General features: G+C 70.3%; 12 protein-coding genes and 1 pseudogene. 6 read left to right on the forward strand and 7 right to left on the reverse strand.

What is annotated here, in order from left to right:
• Positions 1 to 23 precede the first annotated feature (23 nt).
• Positions 24 to 323 (reverse strand): annotated as a pseudogene (locus H504_RS43945) (HNH endonuclease); the annotation flags it as partial.
• A gap of 247 nt (positions 324 to 570) precedes the next feature.
• Between H504_RS43945 and H504_RS42790 the strand changes: the two are divergent.
• The 3 genes from H504_RS42790 (at position 571) to H504_RS33000 (ending at position 2,884) form a co-directional block, all read left to right on the forward strand.
• Positions 571 to 1,026 (forward strand): hypothetical protein, encoded by a 456-nt coding sequence (locus H504_RS42790; RefSeq protein WP_245614044.1) that lies wholly within the window; start codon positions 571 to 573, stop codon positions 1,024 to 1,026.
• A gap of 22 nt (positions 1,027 to 1,048) precedes the next feature.
• Complete coding sequence (locus H504_RS0102815) at positions 1,049 to 1,750, forward strand: SDR family oxidoreductase (RefSeq protein WP_026421527.1); 702 nt, start codon at positions 1,049 to 1,051, stop codon at positions 1,748 to 1,750.
• Positions 1,751 to 1,975: 225 nt separating this feature from the next.
• On the forward strand, positions 1,976 to 2,884 hold the full coding sequence (locus tag H504_RS33000) for a neutral zinc metallopeptidase (RefSeq protein WP_051385424.1): 909 nt from the start codon (positions 1,976 to 1,978) through the stop codon (positions 2,882 to 2,884).
• Here H504_RS33000 and H504_RS0102825 read toward each other — a convergent pair.
• The 4 genes from H504_RS0102825 to H504_RS0102840 all read right to left on the reverse strand — a co-directional run bounded on the left by H504_RS0102825 (position 2,877) and on the right by H504_RS0102840 (position 9,963).
• Entirely contained in the window at positions 2,877 to 3,929 is a 1,053-nt protein-coding gene (locus H504_RS0102825; RefSeq protein ID WP_026421528.1) for a DUF2293 domain-containing protein, read from the reverse strand. The two genes, H504_RS33000 and H504_RS0102825, sit on opposite strands and share 8 nt — an antisense overlap.
• A 12-nt stretch (positions 3,930 to 3,941) precedes the next feature.
• A complete protein-coding gene (locus tag H504_RS0102830) occupies positions 3,942 to 4,748 on the reverse strand; it encodes an SWIM zinc finger family protein (protein ID WP_035303112.1) in 807 nt (268 codons plus the stop codon).
• On the reverse strand, positions 4,741 to 7,710 hold the full coding sequence (locus tag H504_RS0102835) for a DEAD/DEAH box helicase (RefSeq protein ID WP_245614045.1): 2,970 nt from the start codon (positions 7,708 to 7,710) through the stop codon (positions 4,741 to 4,743). Before H504_RS0102835 ends, H504_RS0102830 begins: the two co-directional genes overlap by 8 nt.
• Positions 7,711 to 7,908: 198 nt before the next feature.
• A complete protein-coding gene (locus H504_RS0102840; protein WP_026421531.1) occupies positions 7,909 to 9,963 on the reverse strand; it encodes a prolyl oligopeptidase family serine peptidase in 2,055 nt (684 codons plus the stop codon).
• Between H504_RS0102840 and H504_RS0102845 the strand changes: the two genes are divergently transcribed.
• Entirely contained in the window at positions 9,962 to 10,930 is a 969-nt protein-coding gene (locus H504_RS0102845) for an LLM class flavin-dependent oxidoreductase (protein ID WP_281173583.1), read from the forward strand. The two genes, H504_RS0102840 and H504_RS0102845, sit on opposite strands and share 2 nt — an antisense overlap.
• 22 nt (positions 10,931 to 10,952) lie before the next feature.
• On the opposite strand, the gene H504_RS0102850 is transcribed toward H504_RS0102845, so the two are convergent.
• Both H504_RS0102850 and add read right to left on the reverse strand, forming a co-directional pair.
• Positions 10,953 to 12,545 (reverse strand): mucoidy inhibitor MuiA family protein, encoded by a 1,593-nt coding sequence (locus tag H504_RS0102850; RefSeq protein WP_026421533.1) that lies wholly within the window; start codon positions 12,543 to 12,545, stop codon positions 10,953 to 10,955.
• A gap of 9 nt (positions 12,546 to 12,554) precedes the next feature.
• A complete protein-coding gene (add, locus tag H504_RS0102855) occupies positions 12,555 to 13,607 on the reverse strand; it encodes an adenosine deaminase (protein WP_084467324.1) in 1,053 nt (350 codons plus the stop codon).
• A gap of 273 nt (positions 13,608 to 13,880) precedes the next feature.
• Between add and H504_RS0102865 the strand changes: the two genes are divergently transcribed.
• Positions 13,881 to 15,698 carry a Xaa-Pro dipeptidyl-peptidase gene (locus H504_RS0102865; protein ID WP_026421535.1) on the forward strand — a complete coding sequence of 606 codons (1,818 nt, stop codon included), beginning with the start codon at positions 13,881 to 13,883 and terminating at the stop codon, positions 15,696 to 15,698.
• 298 nt (positions 15,699 to 15,996) lie between these two features.
• On the forward strand, positions 15,997 to 16,995 hold the full coding sequence (locus tag H504_RS33005) for a DUF4192 domain-containing protein (RefSeq protein WP_035303116.1): 999 nt from the start codon (positions 15,997 to 15,999) through the stop codon (positions 16,993 to 16,995).
• Positions 16,996 to 17,163: the final 168 nt, after the last annotated feature.

The following is a 17,163-nucleotide window of genomic DNA, read 5'->3' on the forward strand; positions in this document are numbered from 1 at the left end:
TGGTTCGGCGCTTCGCGGTGGCAGCGACTACAGAGCAGAACCAGGTTGTCGGGGGTGGCGGTTCCGCCGAGGGACGCGGGCACGATGTGGCACTTCTCCAGGCGGGCGCGGTAGGCGCAGCGCCGGCACCGTTCGTGGGCTTCTTCCCAGTCGACGGCCAGGCTGGATTCGTCTTCGCGGTCTGACCAGTGGGCAACGACTTGCTTGGCGGTTGGTGGCATGGGGTCTCCGAACGTCGAGATTCGTGGTGGGTGGTGGAGGTGTGCGCTCGGACTGGTGAGAGAACGGTGAAGCGCGCGTCGGAACGGGTCTGGGCGGGGCATGGTGGGTGGTGTGGATGATGAGCGGTGGTTGCGGGAGTTTCGGGAAGAGGCGGTTCGGCGGGGGAAGCGGGTGGAGCCGGATTGGGGGGTGGGCGCCGAGTTGGATCCGGTGGTTGTTCGGAGTGTGCAGAAGTTCCAGGTCGGGGAAGACGGTGATGGGGCGAATCTGATTGAGAAAGCCGGGGGCGGCGCGTATGGGGAGGCCGTCAGGTTGTTCGTCAAAGAGGAGCAGAATCACGCTCGGATGTTGGGGAAGTTGCTCGCGGCTGCCGGGGCGGGGACGGTGGCGTCGCACTGGAGTGATGAGGTGTTCGTCCGGTTGCGGCGGGCGTTGGGGCTGCACCTTGAGTTGATGGTGTTGATGATCGCCGAGGTGGTGGCGTTGGGGTATTACCGGGTGTTGCGGGACGGGGCCGGTGATCCGCTGACGGCGGTGGTGGCGGGGCGGATCTTGGCTGATGAGCGGCGGCACGTGCCGTTTCACATGGATCGGTTGGCCGGGGTGCTGTCGGGGGTGGGGCTGGCCGCCTGGCGGGTTTTGTTCCTCGCTGTTGTACTCGTGGTGGCGGTGGACCACGGGGCGGCGTTGCGGGCGTTGGGGGTGACGCGGGTCGGGTTCGTCCGGGAGGTCGTGGCGGAGTTCACAGCGGCGACCCGGCGGCGGGGTGTCACGGTTCGGGAGGCTGCCTCGTCTTCCGCGTGACCTGACGAAACCGGGAGGCGTTGTGTCCGTTCTTGTGACTGGTGGTACCGGCACGCTCGGTCGGGATGTGGTGCGGCTGCTGCCCGGTTCGCGGGTCTTGACGCGGTCCGGTGACGGGGTGCGCGGTGATCTGCTCACGGGTGCGGGGTTGACGGAGGCTCTTACCGGTGTCGACACCGTCGTGCACTGCGCCACGACGCTCGGTCGCAGGGACGTGGACGCCACCGCGAAGCTCATCGAGGCCGCGAAGGACAACCAGCACCTGGTTTACATCTCGATCGTCGGGGTTGATCGGGTTCCGCTGCCGTACTACCGGGCGAAGTTGGCGGCCGAGCGGCTGGTCGAAGGGTCGGGGCTGCCGTACACGATCTTGCGGGCCACCCAGTTCCACCAGTTGATCGCCAAGTTGTTCTCCGCTCAGCGGTTCCTGCTGTTCTACCCGGCGTTGCGGTTCCAGCCGGTGGACACGGGGACGGTGGCGGGGCGGTTGGCCGAGTTGGCGGGTGGGCAGGCGCGTGGGCGGGTCCCGGACCTCGGTGGGCCGACGGTGTGGTCGGCGCGTGAGCTCGCCGGGCAGTACCTGGCCGCGACGGGGCGCAGGGCGGCGCGGGTGCCGGTCAGCCTGCCGGGCAAGACGTTCGCGGCGTACCGGAGTGGCCACCACCTGGCCCCGGAGCACGCCGAGGGCACCGTCGAGTTCGCCGATTTCCTCGCGGGGGCTTGACCTCCACCAAGGTCAAGGTCGCAGGCAGGTACGCGCTCGGTCGCGCTGGGTGACCAGTCGGGTGCTGGGTGGTCTCGGCAGGCTGGGGGTCGGTCGAGATCGGGCCGCCCGCGCGGAAGCACTGGATGTCAAGGGTGCTGCGGACGGCTCAGCCGCTCTATGATGGTGGTACGCGTGGCTCGGGGGGCCGGTCGCCCCGCGGTTCTTCGGGTACTGGGGGCAGTTGTGCACGGGCAGGATCCGCGGTTCGGCGGCATGTCGCCGATCGCCGTCGCGACCATCGGGCCGCCGCGTGGGCGCGCGGGCAACCGGCCGGTGGTGGTGTTCGCGGTCCTGGGCCTGGTGGTGTTGGCGATGCTCGGGTTGAGCGTGGTCAACCGGGCCGTGCGCGGGCCGAAGACGGTCTCCGGCCACGCGTACGCCGTCGGCGACGACCAGCCGCAACCATCCACTGTGGTCGGTATTTCGTCGAACCGGTTGCTCAACCCGGGGCGGGCACTCACCGCCGTTCCGTGCGCACTCCCCGTGGTCGGCCGGACCGCGGCGCAGGTGGAGGCGTTCTACCGGGCCGCGCTGACCTGCCTGGGCCAGGCGTGGCAGCCCGCGCTCGAAGCCGCGGCCAAGCCGTTCAACTCGCCGAAGCTGTCCGTGGTGGACGATCCGAAGGCCAAGTGCGGCAAGTCGCCCGGCGAGGACGAGGCGATCGCCTTCTACTGCTACCGCGACCGCACCATCTACATGCCACACTCCCGTTTAGCCAGGGCGGCGGGGGAGTCCGCGCCGTACCACCTCGCCGTTCTCGCGCACGAATACGGTCACCATGTGCAGGCCCTGAGTGGGATCCTCACGGCGTCCGCGACGCAGGAGTCGAAAGCCGGGGAACCGGAGGCGATGGAGTTGTCCCGTCGCACCGAGTTGCAGGCGAACTGCTTCGCGGGGTTGTTCCTGAAGACCGAGACCGCGGCGCTCACGCAGCGGTTCGTCACCCAGGCCATCACCAGCTTCGGCGACACCGAGGACTCCGACTCGCACGGCACCGCCAAGAACCAGACCGCCTGGGCAGAGCGCGGGGTCACCGGTGCCTCGACCGCCGCGTGCGACACGTGGTCGGCGGACACCGACGACGTCAAGTAGCGGGCCGCCGCCACCGGGCCAGCACGCGGTCGATGTCGTCGCGGATGCGTTCGCGGGCGGTGGCCCGGGGGACGCCCGCCATCAGCATGGCGTCGTAGTCGGTTTCCTCGTGCCGGATGGCGGCGACCACGGCCAGGGTCACCGCGTTCTCGTCGAACGCCCGGCCCGCGGCGGAGCGGCCCACCCGGCCGCTGCTGCGGGTCCCGGCGTGCTCGGCGATCGCCAGGGCGCGCTCGGTCGCCAGACCGGGGAACAGCACCCGGATGTGCTCGGCGAACTCGGCCTGGAACTCGACGTCCTGGGCGGCCCGCCGCACCCGGTCTCGGGCTTTGCGCCGCTCGCGCAGTTCCCCGTCGGCGAGGCACTGCTCCTCGGCGGCCTCCAGCGCGGCTTGCTCGACCAGGATGCCGCGCCGGTCGAAGCGTTTGCGCGACTTGCTCCACCGCGCCACCACGGCCGCCAACCCGCTGGCCTTGCGGGCCCGGCGGGTGAGCGCGGCGTCCCCGGCGGGCAGGTACACCAGGTGCCCCATGTCGGCGCAGTCGAGGCAGAGCGGCTTGTCGTCCTCCAGGAAGTGGAACTCGCCGGTCGCGCCGCACAGCGAACAGGTCCACCGCTTGTCGGAGCTGATCACGACCAGGTCCGGCGCCTTGGCCTGCCGCTGGGTCAGCTTGGCGCGTCGTTCCGGGGTCAGCGCCGGATCGGTCCACTGGGTGCGGAAGGCCAGTTCGACGGCCGGGTCACCGGTGCGGCTGAACCGCAGCGCTCGCCGGTCCCTGGTGGCCGCCACGTAGTCCACTTCGGACCGGAGCAGGCCGTTCGCGGCGGCCCACTCGTGCAGCAGGGTCAGTGCCTCGGCGAGCCGGTCCGGGGCGACCGAGGCGAGGCTGTCCAGTTGCGGCTCACGGCCCAGCTCCCACGACTGCACCGAACGGCTGCCCAGCCAACCCAGACCGGTGAGCACGTCCAGCGGGGCGACGACCCGCTTGCGGCGCAGCAGGTCTTCCGCCACGGTCGTCACCCGCCGGTCCAACCGTCCGCTCACCCGAACTCCCGCTCACTCGGTGTCTGTGTCGACCAGCGCCCGGTAGGCGGGTCGCAACCATTCCACCAGAGGGCGTCCGGCGACCGTCAGCGGTAAGGGGCCAAGTTGGTCGAGCACGGCGTCCGGCGCCGTCTGCGTGGTTGACACGACCGGCACGGTCACCGCGGTTCCCCAGTACTCGGACAACAAGTCGGTAAGAGGCTCCTCGTGGGTGGTTTCCGCGGGTTGTGCACCGCGTAGTCCGTCCAGCAGTTGCTGTCTGGTCCTACCGCGCCAGGTAAGGATGTCGAACGGGTCCGCGTCGAACCTCTCCGCGAGCAGGTAGCACGCTGCGGCAAGGTGTTTGCACGGCACCTGCCAGTCTGGGCACGTGCAGTCCATCGACAGCTCTTTGGTGCTGTCGGGGAAAAGCCGCAGACCCGCGGCGGCGAACACGTCCTCGATGTCGCGCGGCAGCTCACCAGCGAGCAGCTTGGCGAGGTACAACGCTTGTCCGGCAAGCGCTTTCTCCACCTCTTGCCACTCATCGGCGGTGAACGCCTTGATGCCTATCCGCACGCGGTAGGGCTCCGGGTGCGATCCCTGGACGGTGGCTACGACGATGCTGGTCGACAGGGACATGCTCAATATCTGCCCCGCGCGCGCGTAGCGCCTACCGCGCTCCAACCGGCCACCGAGCCCCAGGACCTCCAGCGCCTCTATGAAGCGACGAGACCACCACGTGCGCGCTATGTCACCGCGTTGACTACGTGTCCGCAGTCCATCTTCCACCGGGATCGTCTTGGCGGTGGCGTCCCGCCACCACTCGTCGTCACTCACCGACGGCCTCCGACGACAGCGTCACCAGTTCACGCAGTTCGTTGTTCGACAGCTCGGTCAGCCAACTCTCGCCGGTGCCGACCACCAGCTTCGACAGCGCCCGCTTGTCCTCGATCATCGTGTCCACGCGCTCCTCCAGCGTGCCGATGCAGACGAACTTGCGCACCTGCACGTTCTTGCGCTGCCCGATCCGGAACGCCCGGTCGGTCGCCTGGTCCTCCACCGCCGGGTTCCACCACCGGTCCAGGTGGATGACGTGGTTGGCCGCGGTCAGGGTCAGCCCGGTGCCGCCCGCCTTGAGCGAGAGCAGGAAAATCCCCGGGCCGTCGCCGGACTGGAACCGCTCGACCATGGCGTCGCGCTGCCGCTTCGGGGTGCCGCCCTGCAGGAACAGCACGTCCGTGTCGAACCGGGCGGCCAGGTGCGGCACCAGCAGCGCCCCGAACTCGGTGTACTGGGTGAAGCACAGCGCCCGCTCACCCTCGGCCAGCACCTGCTCCAGGGTCTCCTCCAGCCGGGCCAGCTTGCCGGAGCGACCGGGCACCCGGGACCCGTCGCCGAGGAAGTGCGCGGGGTGGTTGCAGACCTGCTTGAGCTTGGTCATGGTGGCCAGCACCAACCCCTTGCGCTGCACGCCCTCCGCCTCGTCGACCTTGGCGAGCATGTCGTCGACCACGGCCCGGTACAGCGAGGCCTGTTCGGTGGTCAGGTTGCAGAGCTGGCGCATCTCGAACTTCTCCGGCAGGTCGTCGACGATGGCCGGGTCGGTCTTCAGCCTGCGCAGTACGAACGGTCCGGTCACCCGCCGCAGCCGGGTCGCCGCGCCCTCGTCGCCGTGCCGCTCGATCGGCACCGCGTAGCGGGCGCGGAACCGGGCCAGCGGGCCGAGCAGGCCGGGGTTGGCGAAGTCGAGCACCGACCACAGCTCGGCCAGCCGGTTCTCCACCGGGGTGCCGGTTAGCGCGACCCGGTGCCTGGCGGGCAGCGACCGCACCGCCCTGGACTGCAGGGACGCGCTGTTCTTGATGTTCTGCGCCTCGTCGAGGACGATCCGGTCCCAGGTCAGCGCACCGAGCAGCGGGGCGTCGCGGGTGGCGATGGCGTAGGTCGTGACCACCAGGTCGGCGTCGCCAACGGCGTCGGCGAGGTCGATCCCGGCGAGCCGGTCGGCGCCGTGGTGCACGTGGACCCGGAGCGACGGCGCGAACCGTTCGGCCTCACGCTGCCAGTTGCCCACCAACGACATCGGGCAGACCAACAGCGTCGGCGGCTTCTTGTCCCGCGCGCGCGATATCGCTTCAAGCGCCAAGAGCTGAACTGTCTTACCGAGGCCCATGTCGTCGGCGAGGCAGGCTCCCAGGCCGACCCTGTCGAGGAAGGCGAGCCAGGCGACACCTCGTCGCTGATAGGGCCGTAGCTCGGCGGTGAAGTCCTCGGGCGTGTCCACCGGCTCCAGGTGCCCGTCGACCGCTCCGTTGAGCATGTCGGCCAGCCAGCCCGTGCCGCCCAGGCCGACGATCGGCACCGGCAGGCGCTCGATCTCGTCCTCCGGGGTCCAGGCCAGCTCGAGCACCTCGCCGACCGTCATCTCCCCGGACCGGCTCCGCTCCAGGAACGCCAGCCCCTCGGCCAGGCGCCGCTGGTCGACCTGCACCCACTTGCCGCGCACCCGGACCAGCGGCACCTTCGCCTCGGCCAGCTCGCGCAGCTCCGCCTCGGTGAGGGTTTCCTCGCCCAGCGCCAAGTCCCACCGGTAGGCCACCAACTCGTCCTTGCCCAACTGCGAGGTGCGGCTGACCACACCAGCCGCCCCCTGGCTGCTGGTGCTCAGCCGCAGCCCGATCTCGGCGGACCGCCAGCCCGACGGCAGCAGCACCCCGAAACCGGCCTGGTCGAGTCCGGCGGCGCCGGTGAGGAAGCGGTACGCGCCCTCGGCGTCCAGCCGCAGCCCACTCGGGGTCGACTCGCGCAGGCAGGCGTCCAGCTCGGGGTACACCCGCGCCGCGCGGCCCAGCTCGGCCAGCAGCAGCTCACTCGGCCGGGGCACCCAGCGGCGCAGTACCAGGCCGCCGTCGCCCCGCCACACCTGCTTGGCCGGGACCAGCACGCTCGGGTCGTCGACCGCGCGGAGCAGGAACTCCAGCGTCCAGTCCGGGTCGTCGTCCTCCGGGGCGCGCAGCCGGAAACAGGCCCGCACCGGGCCGTCGAAGTCGACGCCGGACCGCCAGGAGTCCAGGCTGGCGGCCAGCCGCGCGGCCTGGTCGGCGGGCGCGTCGAGCAGCGGGTCGTCGGTCAACGCGGTCAGCAGCGCCCGGGAGGCCGAGCCGTTGCGGCCCGCGGGGCCGAGCCGGACACCCGCCAGCCGGGACCGGGCCGTCGAGTCGACGAAGGCGTCCAGCACCGGCCGCAGGACGTCCTCGGCCCGCCTGCCGGTCAACCCCTCGACCTGGGCGGCCCGCAGCACCGGGGGCAGCGCGTCGCGCAACCGGGCGTAGCGGGCCGAGTCGGTGCCGGAGAGCACCGGGCGCCACCGGGCGACCGGCCCGTCCTCCTCCTGGGCGATCGACGGCAGCACCCGACCCCGGTCCACCAGGTCCTCGGCGAACGCGACGACCGCGGTGAGGAACCGCAGGCTGACCCCGGTCCGCACATCGCCCAGCCGGGGGATGCCGTGCCGGGCGAACACGGCCGGTGACATCCTGGACACGGGCACCCGCCACGGCGTCAGCCGCACGTCACCTCGCGGCGCCGCCTGCTTGGCCAGCGGGTCCCGCACCAACTCGGGGGAGGCCACCGGGCCCGCGGGGTACGAGGGCAGCAGCACCGGCACCTCGTCGGGACTGCCCACGACCAGCCCCGCCAGCGCGCGGGTCGGTACGGCGAACGGGTGCGTGGCCACGGCCTTGGTCGCTCGACCCGCCCTACGAGCCGGTCGAGCGGAGTCCTCAGCCCAGAGCGCCACCTCTCCGGCAACCGTAACCAGACAATGCAGCGCCAACAAGGTGTCTATTCCTTCCCGCCGCCCGCCCCCTCGTCCCCGCTCGGCATCGTTCCCGACCTGGTCGGTTGGCCGCCGGTGGGTGGCTGGGTGTGCTGTGTGCTTCCCGCCCGCCTCCGACCGGTCGGTTGGGGACGGCTGGTGTGGGGGGCGTGGTACAGCTTAGGCGAGGGTGCGGAGGAGGAACTCGTACACGATGGCGGACATGAAAGCCCGCTGCGCGTTGTCGGCGGCGGCGCCGTGGCCGCCCTCGATGTTCTCGTAGTAGTGGGGCGAGTGGCCGAGCTCGATCATGCGGGCGGCCATCTTGCGCGCGTGTCCGGGGTGCACGCGGTCGTCACGGGTCGACGTGACGAAGAAGACCGGTGGGTACTTTGCTCCACTGTGGATGGAGTGGACGTTGTGGTACGGGGAGAAGGTCTTCAGGTAGGCCCAGTCGTCGGGGTTGTCCGGGTCGCCCCACTCGGCCATCCAGGACGCGCCCGCCAGCAGTTGGTGGTACCGGCGCAGGTCGAGCAGCGGGACCTGGCTGACCACGGCGCCGAAGAGGTCCGGGTAGCGGGTCAGCATCACGCCCGCCAGGAGGCCGCCGTTGCTGCCGCCCTGCACGCCCAACCGCTCCGGGGTGGTGATTCCGCGCGCCACAAGGTCTTTCGCCACGGCGGCGAAGTCCTCGTAGGCGCGGGGCCGGTTCGCGCGCAATGCTGCGCGGTGCCACGCCGGACCGTATTCACCGCCCCCGCGGATGTTGGCAACGACATAGGTACCGCCGTGTTCCAGCCAGCCTCGACCGAGACCACCGCTGTAGCTCGGGGTAAGAGACACCTCGAACCCGCCGTAGCCATAGAGCAAGGTGGGGCCACTCGTGTCCTCGCCGTGTACGACAAAGTACGGCACCTTGGTTCCGTCGTCGGAGGTCGCGAAGTGCTGTTCGACGGTCAGCCCGTCCGTGTTGAAGAACGACGGCGCCTGCCGCAACGTCTCCAGATCGCCGCCCACCTCGCCGCGCAGCAACGTCGAGGGCTGCAGGTATCCGCTGACGTTGAGCATGTACTCGTCGCTGTGGTCGGGATCGGTGCCAACCACGTCCGCGGACCCCACCTCCGGCGCACCGGGCAGTTCCGCGCGACGCCAACCGTCCGGCCCCGGGGTAAGAACCTCCAAGCGGGTCTTCACGTCGGACAGCTCAACCAGGATCAGGTGATTCTTGGTCCAAGACATGTCGCTTAGCGAGGTGTGCTCATCGGGCTCGAACAGGACCGTCAGGTTCCGCTCGCCGGCGAGGTAAGCGTCGAAGTTGGTGATGAGCAGCGAACCCGAGCGGTAGGTCGTGCCCGCCACGGTCCAGTCCGACCGAGGGGTGATGAGCAGCCATTCCCGGTGCACGTCGACATTCGCGTCGTCGGGCACCTCGATCCGCCGCGGCCCCTCCGGCGTCAGCAGGAACTCCTCCGAGGTGAAGAAGTCCGGGAACCGGCCGACCAGGTGCCGTTCGAACCCCGGTGTGCGGTCGTGGTACGCGTACGCGGTGACGTCCTCGGGCTTGCCCTCGTAGACCGTCTCGGCCTCCGCCAACGGTGTGCCGCGGCGCCACTTCTTGACCACCCGCGCATACCCGGACGTGGTGAGCGACCCCTCGCCGAAGTCGGTGCCGACGTAGATCGTGTCCTCGTCGATCCAGCTCACCCGGGTCTTCGCCTCCGGGACGGTGAAGCCGTCGGTGACGAAGGTCGCCGTGCGTAGATCGAACTCGCGGACCACCGTGGCGTCGGCACCGCCGCGGGACAGCTCCACCAGCGCCAGGTCGTAGTCCGGCTTGAGCACCGACGAGCTTTTCCACACCCAGTTCTCGTCCTCGGCCGCGGCGAGCGCGTCGAGGTCGAGCAGCACCTCCCACGCGGGTGACCCCGTGCGGTACTCGTCGAGGGTGGTGCGCCGCCACAACCCGCGCGGGTGGGCCGCGTCCTGCCAGAAGTTGTAGAGGAACTCGCCGCGCCGCCGCGGGTACGGGATGCGGTCGTCGGCGTCGAGCACCTCCAGCAGCCTGGTCTTGGTCGTCGCGAACCGCTCGCCGTCGGTGAGCACGGCGGCGGTCTCGGCGTTGCGGGCCCGGACCCAGTCCAGGGCCTGCTCGCCGGTGACGTCTTCGAGCCAGAGGTACGGGTCGGCCGTGCCTTGCGGGTTGGCGGCGTGCGGGTCGGCGGCGTCGTCGGTCATGCGCGCCAGTCTGCCGGCGGTCCATTACTTTGGGGGTGTGGAGCTGGGAATCGCGGTGCCCGTGTCGGGTTCATGGGCCACAGTCGACAATGTCGTGCAAGTTGCCACCCGGGCGGAGGAGCTGGGCTACCGGTCGTTGTGGACGATGCAGCGCCTCTTGTCCCCGCCGGACGGCAGTTGGGGAGAGGCCTACCGCAGCGTCTTGGACCCGGTGGTCACGCTCTCGTACCTGGCTGCCCGCACCACTCGGGTCCGGCTGAGCGTAGCGGTCATCAACATGCCGTTCTACGCGCCCGCGCTGCTGGCCAAGCAGCTCGCCACGGCTGACCTGCTCTCCGGCGGCCGGGTCGACGCCGGGCTGGGCATCGGCTGGTCGGACGAGGAGTACGCCGCGGTCGGCGTCGACAAGGCCCGCCGGGGCAAGCGCGCCGACGAGTACGTGCCGCTGCTGCGCCGCCTCTGGAGCGACGACGTCGTCGACCACGACGGCGAGTTCTACCGCGTCCCGGCCAGCCGGATGGATCCCAAGCCCACCCAGGTCGGTGGGCCGCCGATCCTGCTCGGCGGAGCGGCCGAACCGGCCCTGCGCCGCGCGGGACGGATCGCGGACGGCTGGATCAGCAGCAGCCGCACCGACCTGACCACGATCGGCGCGTCGGTCCGTGTCGTCCGGGCCGCCGCCGAGCGCGCGGGCCGCGACCCGGACCGGCTGCGGATGGTCTGCCGCGGTGTCGTGCTCGTGCGGCCCGACCAGGCAGCGGGCGCCGATCGACGCCCGCTGACCGGCACGGTCGAGCAGATCCGGGGCGATTTCGCCGGGCTCGCCGAGCAGGGCGTCACCGAGCTGTTCATCGACCTGAACTTCGACCCGACCATCGGCACCCCGGACGCTGACCCCGCCGCGTCCATGGCTCACGCGGAATCCGTGCTCACCGCGTTCGCGCCGAGCTTTAACCGGGCCAGGTAGAGCTACCTGGCCCGGTTAGCCGCTAGTCACGGCCGCCGAACAGGGTGGAGCCCTTGGCCACGTCGACCCGGAACGAGATGGTGATCTCGGTGGTCTGGCCCTGCGGCACGTCGAGCTTCCAGGTGACCTCACCCAGGTCGGTCTGCTCGGCGGGCTGCGGCCGCAGCGACACGTCCCGCACCTGCACCGACTCGCTGCGCGACACCGGCACCTGGTCGACCACGGTGACCTTGGCCGCTCGCGGGCCGAAGTTGCCCACCTTGATCCGGTAGGCCGACTCCTGGCGTCGGCTGCCACCCAGCACGGCCTTGGTCGTCGACCGCTTCACCAGCTCGCGCTCGATCCTAAGACGGTCGTCGATGCCCAGGGTCAACTCGACCTCTTCGCTCGGCGCCCACATCGCCAACGTGGTCGTACCTACGAACTCGGCGTCGTGGAAGATCGAAGCCTGCCCGGGTCGGAGTGTGTGTTCGGACGTGTTTGTCACCGTCGCGCGCAAGTAGGCCTCAGGACCGACCAACGGCACGGTCACGTAGTCCACCTCCGCCGAGAACTCTATGGTCGCCACCGTGGTGCGGTGGGCAATACCGTCCGTCGGTACCGCTACCGGCCGCGATGGGCGGTACACGGCCGCGGCCTCGCCGTGCTCAACGGTCGCGACGGCCTGAACGAGCGGCGCCGCCAGGGCAGCACCACCACCGCCGGGGGCAGCGGCGGCCATCATCGGTGCGGCGCCGTACGCCATGTCCGCCGACGACCGCGCCATGGGCTTGGGCATCGGCCGTTCCACGTCCAGGAACCACGGGGCGAGCTCCGGCACGTCCACGCTGGTCGCGGGCCGGGCGGTGGACAGCCGCAGGTCGCACTCCGGCCAGTCCTCGCCGCTGTGCTGGGTGACCAGGCCGTACCAGGTCAGCGCGAGCGTCGAGCCCACCAGCCGCAGGTCGTAGCGGGACTCCCAGGTGGCCGAGTCGACCAGGTAGGAGACGTCCAGCTCGACCTCGCCCGGCTCGGACACGGCCAGTTCCACCTCGATCGCGGTGCGGTCCGGCGGCTGGTGGCCCTGCCGGTCGGCGATGCGTCGCTGGACCTCCGACAGCTCGTCCTGGACGGTCCGCATCGCCGTGGTCAGCTCACGGCGCCGGGTGTGCACGTCGGTGAGCTGGTCGGCCAGCGCGTCGCCCACCTGGGCCACCCGACCGGGGTCGGTCTCGTTCTTGGCCAGCGCCTGGGCGAACGTGCCACCCGCGCGCCGGGCCAGGGTGGTGATCAGCTCGACGCGCGCGGACAGCACGTTGTGCCGGTCGGCCAGCTCGTCCAGGTCCGCCTGCAGCGCGTCGCGGCGGTCCTCCAGCTCACCCAGCGCCGCGTCCGGGGTCTGCGGGTTGCGCTGCGCGAGCACCCCGACGCCCAGCACCGAGGCGGGCCCGCGCCCGGCCACCCGCACCGAGTCGGCGTGGATGTACTGCGGCAGCCCGCCCACCAGGACCCGGTGCTCGCCCGCGGGCAGGGACACGGTGCCGCGGCGGGTGATCCGCGCCTGTCCCGGGTAGACGGTCACCGCGACGATCACGGCGTCGAGACCTGTGTCGGTACCTGCGTCAACTGTGGTCACGCCGCGAGGCTACTCACCGGACCGCGCTACGGCATCAATCCCGGTCAGCAGCTCCGCCCTGAGGTCCGGCGGGCAGAACGCGGACCGCACCCCGGTTCGCGCGATGTCGGCCAGCTCGCCCCGCCCCAGGCCGAGGACCTCGTGGCAGAGCAGGTACTCGCGGTTGAGGTCGGTGTGGAACATCCCCGGGTCGTCCGTTGCCAACGTGACCGGTACCCCCGCGGCCAACAAAACTGGCAACGGGTGATCGCGTAGGTCGGTGACCGCGCGCGTGCACAGGTTGGACGTCGGGCACACCTCAAGCGGAATGTTCTCGTGGGCCAGATGCCGCAACAAGTCCCGGTCGCGGACAGCGCTAACTCCGTGTCCTACCCGCTCGGCGCCCAACTCCCGTAGTGCCGCCCAGATCTCTTCCGGTCCAACGGTCTCACCCGCGTGGGGAACCGAGTGCAAACCGGCTTCCCTTGCCCGGTCGAAGGAGCGTCGGAACGACGCGCGCGGCATCCGGTGTTCCTGCCCACCGACCCCGAAGCCGATAGAGCCCTCGGGCAGGTACCGCAACACCCAGTCGACCGTCTTCTCCTCGCTGAAGTGCTCCAGCCCGGCCGGGATGTCGAACACCCACGCGAGGACGACGCCATGCTCGGCCAGCGCGCGCTTTCGCCCTGCCGTCAACGCCTCGGCCAACTCCGCCGGATCGATCCCACTGACGAGGTGGCTGTACGCGGTGACGGTCACCTCGGCGTAGTGGGCGTTGGTGGCGGCAAGATCCCGGGCGATGCCAACGAGCAACGTGACGATGTCGGCGCCGGTGCGCACGAGGTTGGCCACGGAACCGTAGACGGTGATGAAGTGCGTGAAGTCGCTGAACTCGTAGAACCGCACCAACTCGTCGCGCTCGACCGGGACACCGCCGTCGGGGTGGCGGCGGGCCAACTCCAGGACGGAGTCGAGCGGGGCGGACCCGACCAGGTGCAGGTGCAGTTCGACCTTCGGCAGGGCGCGGATGTAGGTGCGGATGTCGGTGGACGGGGCGTGCTCGGGCACGGGTGAAGTGGACACGACGAGACCTCTCGACTTCTCGGCTGGGTGAACGGACGGCGCGGAACGGGCGCGCGCGTCACCAAGCGAGGTCGCCGCGCTCGTGGTCCTCCCCGTACAGGGGAAGCGGCACCAACCAGCCGAGGACCACGGACACGCCGCCGAGTCTGGCCGAGTCCGCGGGTGCCGTCAAGCCGACCATCCCTTGTGGACGGTCCGGATGGCCCTTGACACCCGTTCCGCGCCCGGGTGAAGGTGCGTCGCAGGTCCCCCTGCGAAGAATGTGGAGAACCCGTGAGACAACCCAAGCGACGCGCGCGATCCGCCGTCGCCAGTGCCGTCACCGCCCTGCTCGCCCTGCCGCTGGTGGTCGCACCGGCCGCGGCGCAGGACGAACCGCCCGCCCCCGTGTTCGTCGACGGGCAGGCCCAACCCGTGTTCAGCCCCACCGACGTGGTGCGCCAGTCGTTGTGGGTGAGCGCGCCGGTCGACAGCGACAACGACGGCAAGGACGACCTGGTGCACGTCGAGGTCGTCCGGCCCAAGGCGACCGAGCAGGGCTTGAAGGTTCCCGTGGTGTACCAGGCCAGTCCGTACTACGCGGGTGGCAATCCCATCGTGAACCACAACGTTGACGTCGAACTCCACGTGCCCGACAACCGTCCTGGGCCGAAGGCGGCGCAGGCCGGTCTCGACGGTCCCAGCCCGCAGATCACGTGGTCTTACGAGCAGTACTTCACCGCGCGCGGTTTCGCGGTCGTGTACGCGGAGTCGTTGGGCTCAGGGCAGTCCACCGGGTGCCCCACCTCGGGTGGCCGCAACGAGACCATCGGCGCGCGGTCGGTCATCGATTGGCTCAACGGTAGGGCTGCCGCGCGCGATGTCGCCGGTGCGCCTGTCGCGGCCGGTTGGACCACCGGCAAGGTCGGCATGATGGGCGTGTCGTACAACGGCACCTTGCCCAACGCGGTAGCCACAACGGGTGTGCAGGGGTTGGAGACGATCGTGCCGATCTCCGCCATCTCCAGTTGGTACGACTACTACCGCGCGGACGGCGCTGTCGTCGCCCCTGGCACCTATCAAGGTGAAGACCTCGATGTGCTCGCCAACTACGTGCACACCCGCGCGGACCGTGCTCCCTGCACCCCGGTGATCGACGACATCACCGCCGAGCAGGACCGCGTCACCGGCGACTACAGCAACTTCTGGGATGAGCGCAACTATCTCGACGACGTCGCCAACGTCCACGCGTCGGTTCTCGCCGTGCACGGCCTGCACGACTGGAACGTGAAGGTGAACCAGGTCGCCCAGTGGTACGAGGCGCTTAAGGCGCACGGCGTCGAGCACAAGATCTGGCTGCACCAGTCCGGCCACACCGACCCGATCGGCCTGCGCCGCGACGTGTGGCTGGCCACCCTCAACAAGTGGATGTCGCACTACCTCTATGGCATCGACAACGGCATCCAGAACGGCCCCCGGTTGACCATCCAGCGCGAGGACAAGTCCTGGGTCGACGAGCCGGAGTGGCCCGCCCCGAGCGCTTCGCCCGCCACCCTCTACCCCGGCGCGGGCGGGTCCACCTCGGGGCCGCTGACCATCGGGCGGCCGGACCGCCGGGTGGTCGAGTCGCTGACCGACGACGCCACCAAGCTCGCCGGTGACCTCGCCAACGCCCCGTCCTCGCCCAACCGGCTCGCCTACCTCAGCCGCCCGTCGACCACCCCGCTGCGGATCAGCGGCAAGGTCGAGGCTTACCTGCGGCTGTCGTTCACCCGGCCCGCGGCGAACGTCACCGCCCTGCTGGTCGACCGCGGTCCGGACGGCAAGTCGACCATCGTCACCCGCGGCTGGACCGACCCGCAGAACCGCAAGACCATCAGCCGCACCGAGCCGATCACCCCGGGCAAGGCCTACGACCTGCGGGTCGACCTGGTGCCCAACGACTACGTGCTCCCGGCGGGCCACCAGTTCGGCCTGGTCGTGCTCTCCAGCGACAACGAGTTCACCCTGCGCCCGGCCCCGGGCGCGGGCATCTCGGTCGACCTGAAGGGCAGCGACCTGGAGCTGCCGGTGGTCGGCGGGCTCGCCGCGCTGACGGCGGCGGTGGGGTAGCCGTGATCCGGGGTTGGGGGGTGTTCGCCCACCAACCCCGGTCGACCTGGATGATTTCAGGCCGAATGACGGCGACTTCGACCTGACTTCGGATCGATTTAGTACTAGGCTGAGCCGGTCGTCCGGGCCGCCGCCGACAAGTGCGTGACGTGGGGTGGCTCGGTCGGCTCGGAAACCAACACCCAGTGGTGACGAGCACTGCGGCTGTGTTGTGGATGATTTGTCCACAACCCCCGGATGAGTCCACCGTCGACTCGTCCACCCGCCGCGGACCCGTCGACCCCGCGACAGTGGACCCATGGCAACCACCAACCTGCACCACGCCGACCAGATCATCGCCGCGCTCCCGTACCTCATCGGGTTCGCCCCGGCGGACTGCCTGGTCGCGCTCACCATCCGCGACACGACCGAGATCGGTCCGCTGGTCCGGGTCGACCTCCCGAGCCCGGAGAACCAACAGGCGATGGCCGACCACCTCGCCGACATCCTCGTCGGGCACAACCTGGCGGCGGCCGTCCTGGTCGTGGTCGGTGGGGGTGAACCCCTGGGCCACCGGTTCTTCGTCGACACCGTCACCGACGCGCTCGTCGGGGTCGGCATCTCGGTCGAACACACGCTCTGGACCGCCACGGTCGCCGTGGGCGAGCCGTGGCGGTCGTACACCGACCCCGAGCAGGCCGGGACGGTCGCCGACCCCACCACGTCCGCGCTGGCCGCTCAGTTCACCGTGCAAGGTGTCGTGCCGTACTCGTCCCGGGAGGCGATGGCGGCTAGTTTGGGGTCGGATCCACCGGAAGACCTGGCGCGTCGGGGTGAGCTCATCCGCGCGCGGGCCGCGGTGGAGGAGGCCGGGGTGCCCGAGAAGGTGGCGCGGGTGCTGGCGGTGGTGGATCGGTTCGCGGGGGAACAGGCTGATCCCGAGTTGACCGAGGACGACGTGGTGGGGCTGGCGGTGGCGCTGGTTGATCCGGCGGTGCGGGAGGCGTGTCTGGAGATACCGCTGACGGCGCGAGATCGCGGGGCGGCGCGGTTGTGGACCCGGTTGGCGCGGGTGTTGCCGGGGCCGTGGCGGGCGGAGCCCGCGTTTCATGTGGCGATGAGTGCCTATTTGCAGGGGGATGGCGTGTTCGCGCGGGTGGCGCTGGGGGTGGCGTTGGAGGCGGAACCGGAGCACCGGTTGGCGGCGTTGTTGGACTCGGCGGCGCATCATGGGGTGCCGCCGGGGGAGGTGCGGGTGATTATTGATGAGGTGCGGGGGAAGGGGACGCCGGTGGAGGGGGGTATTTGGTCGGGGTGAGGGGGGACACTGGGCCTCGGCTGCGCCTCGGGTTTCGGCCTGGTCGCCTTCGGCGACGCCGGCCTCGGGCGCCAGATTTTGCGGGCTGTGCCCGCTGGGGTGAAGTTGTTTTGTTTGGGGCCCCTAGCGGCAGCCTGGGTAAGGCTAAAAGGCGGGGCCACTGGAAAG

It is taken from the genome of Actinokineospora inagensis DSM 44258 (assembly GCF_000482865.1).
Lineage (GTDB): Bacteria > Actinomycetota > Actinomycetes > Mycobacteriales > Pseudonocardiaceae > Actinokineospora > Actinokineospora inagensis.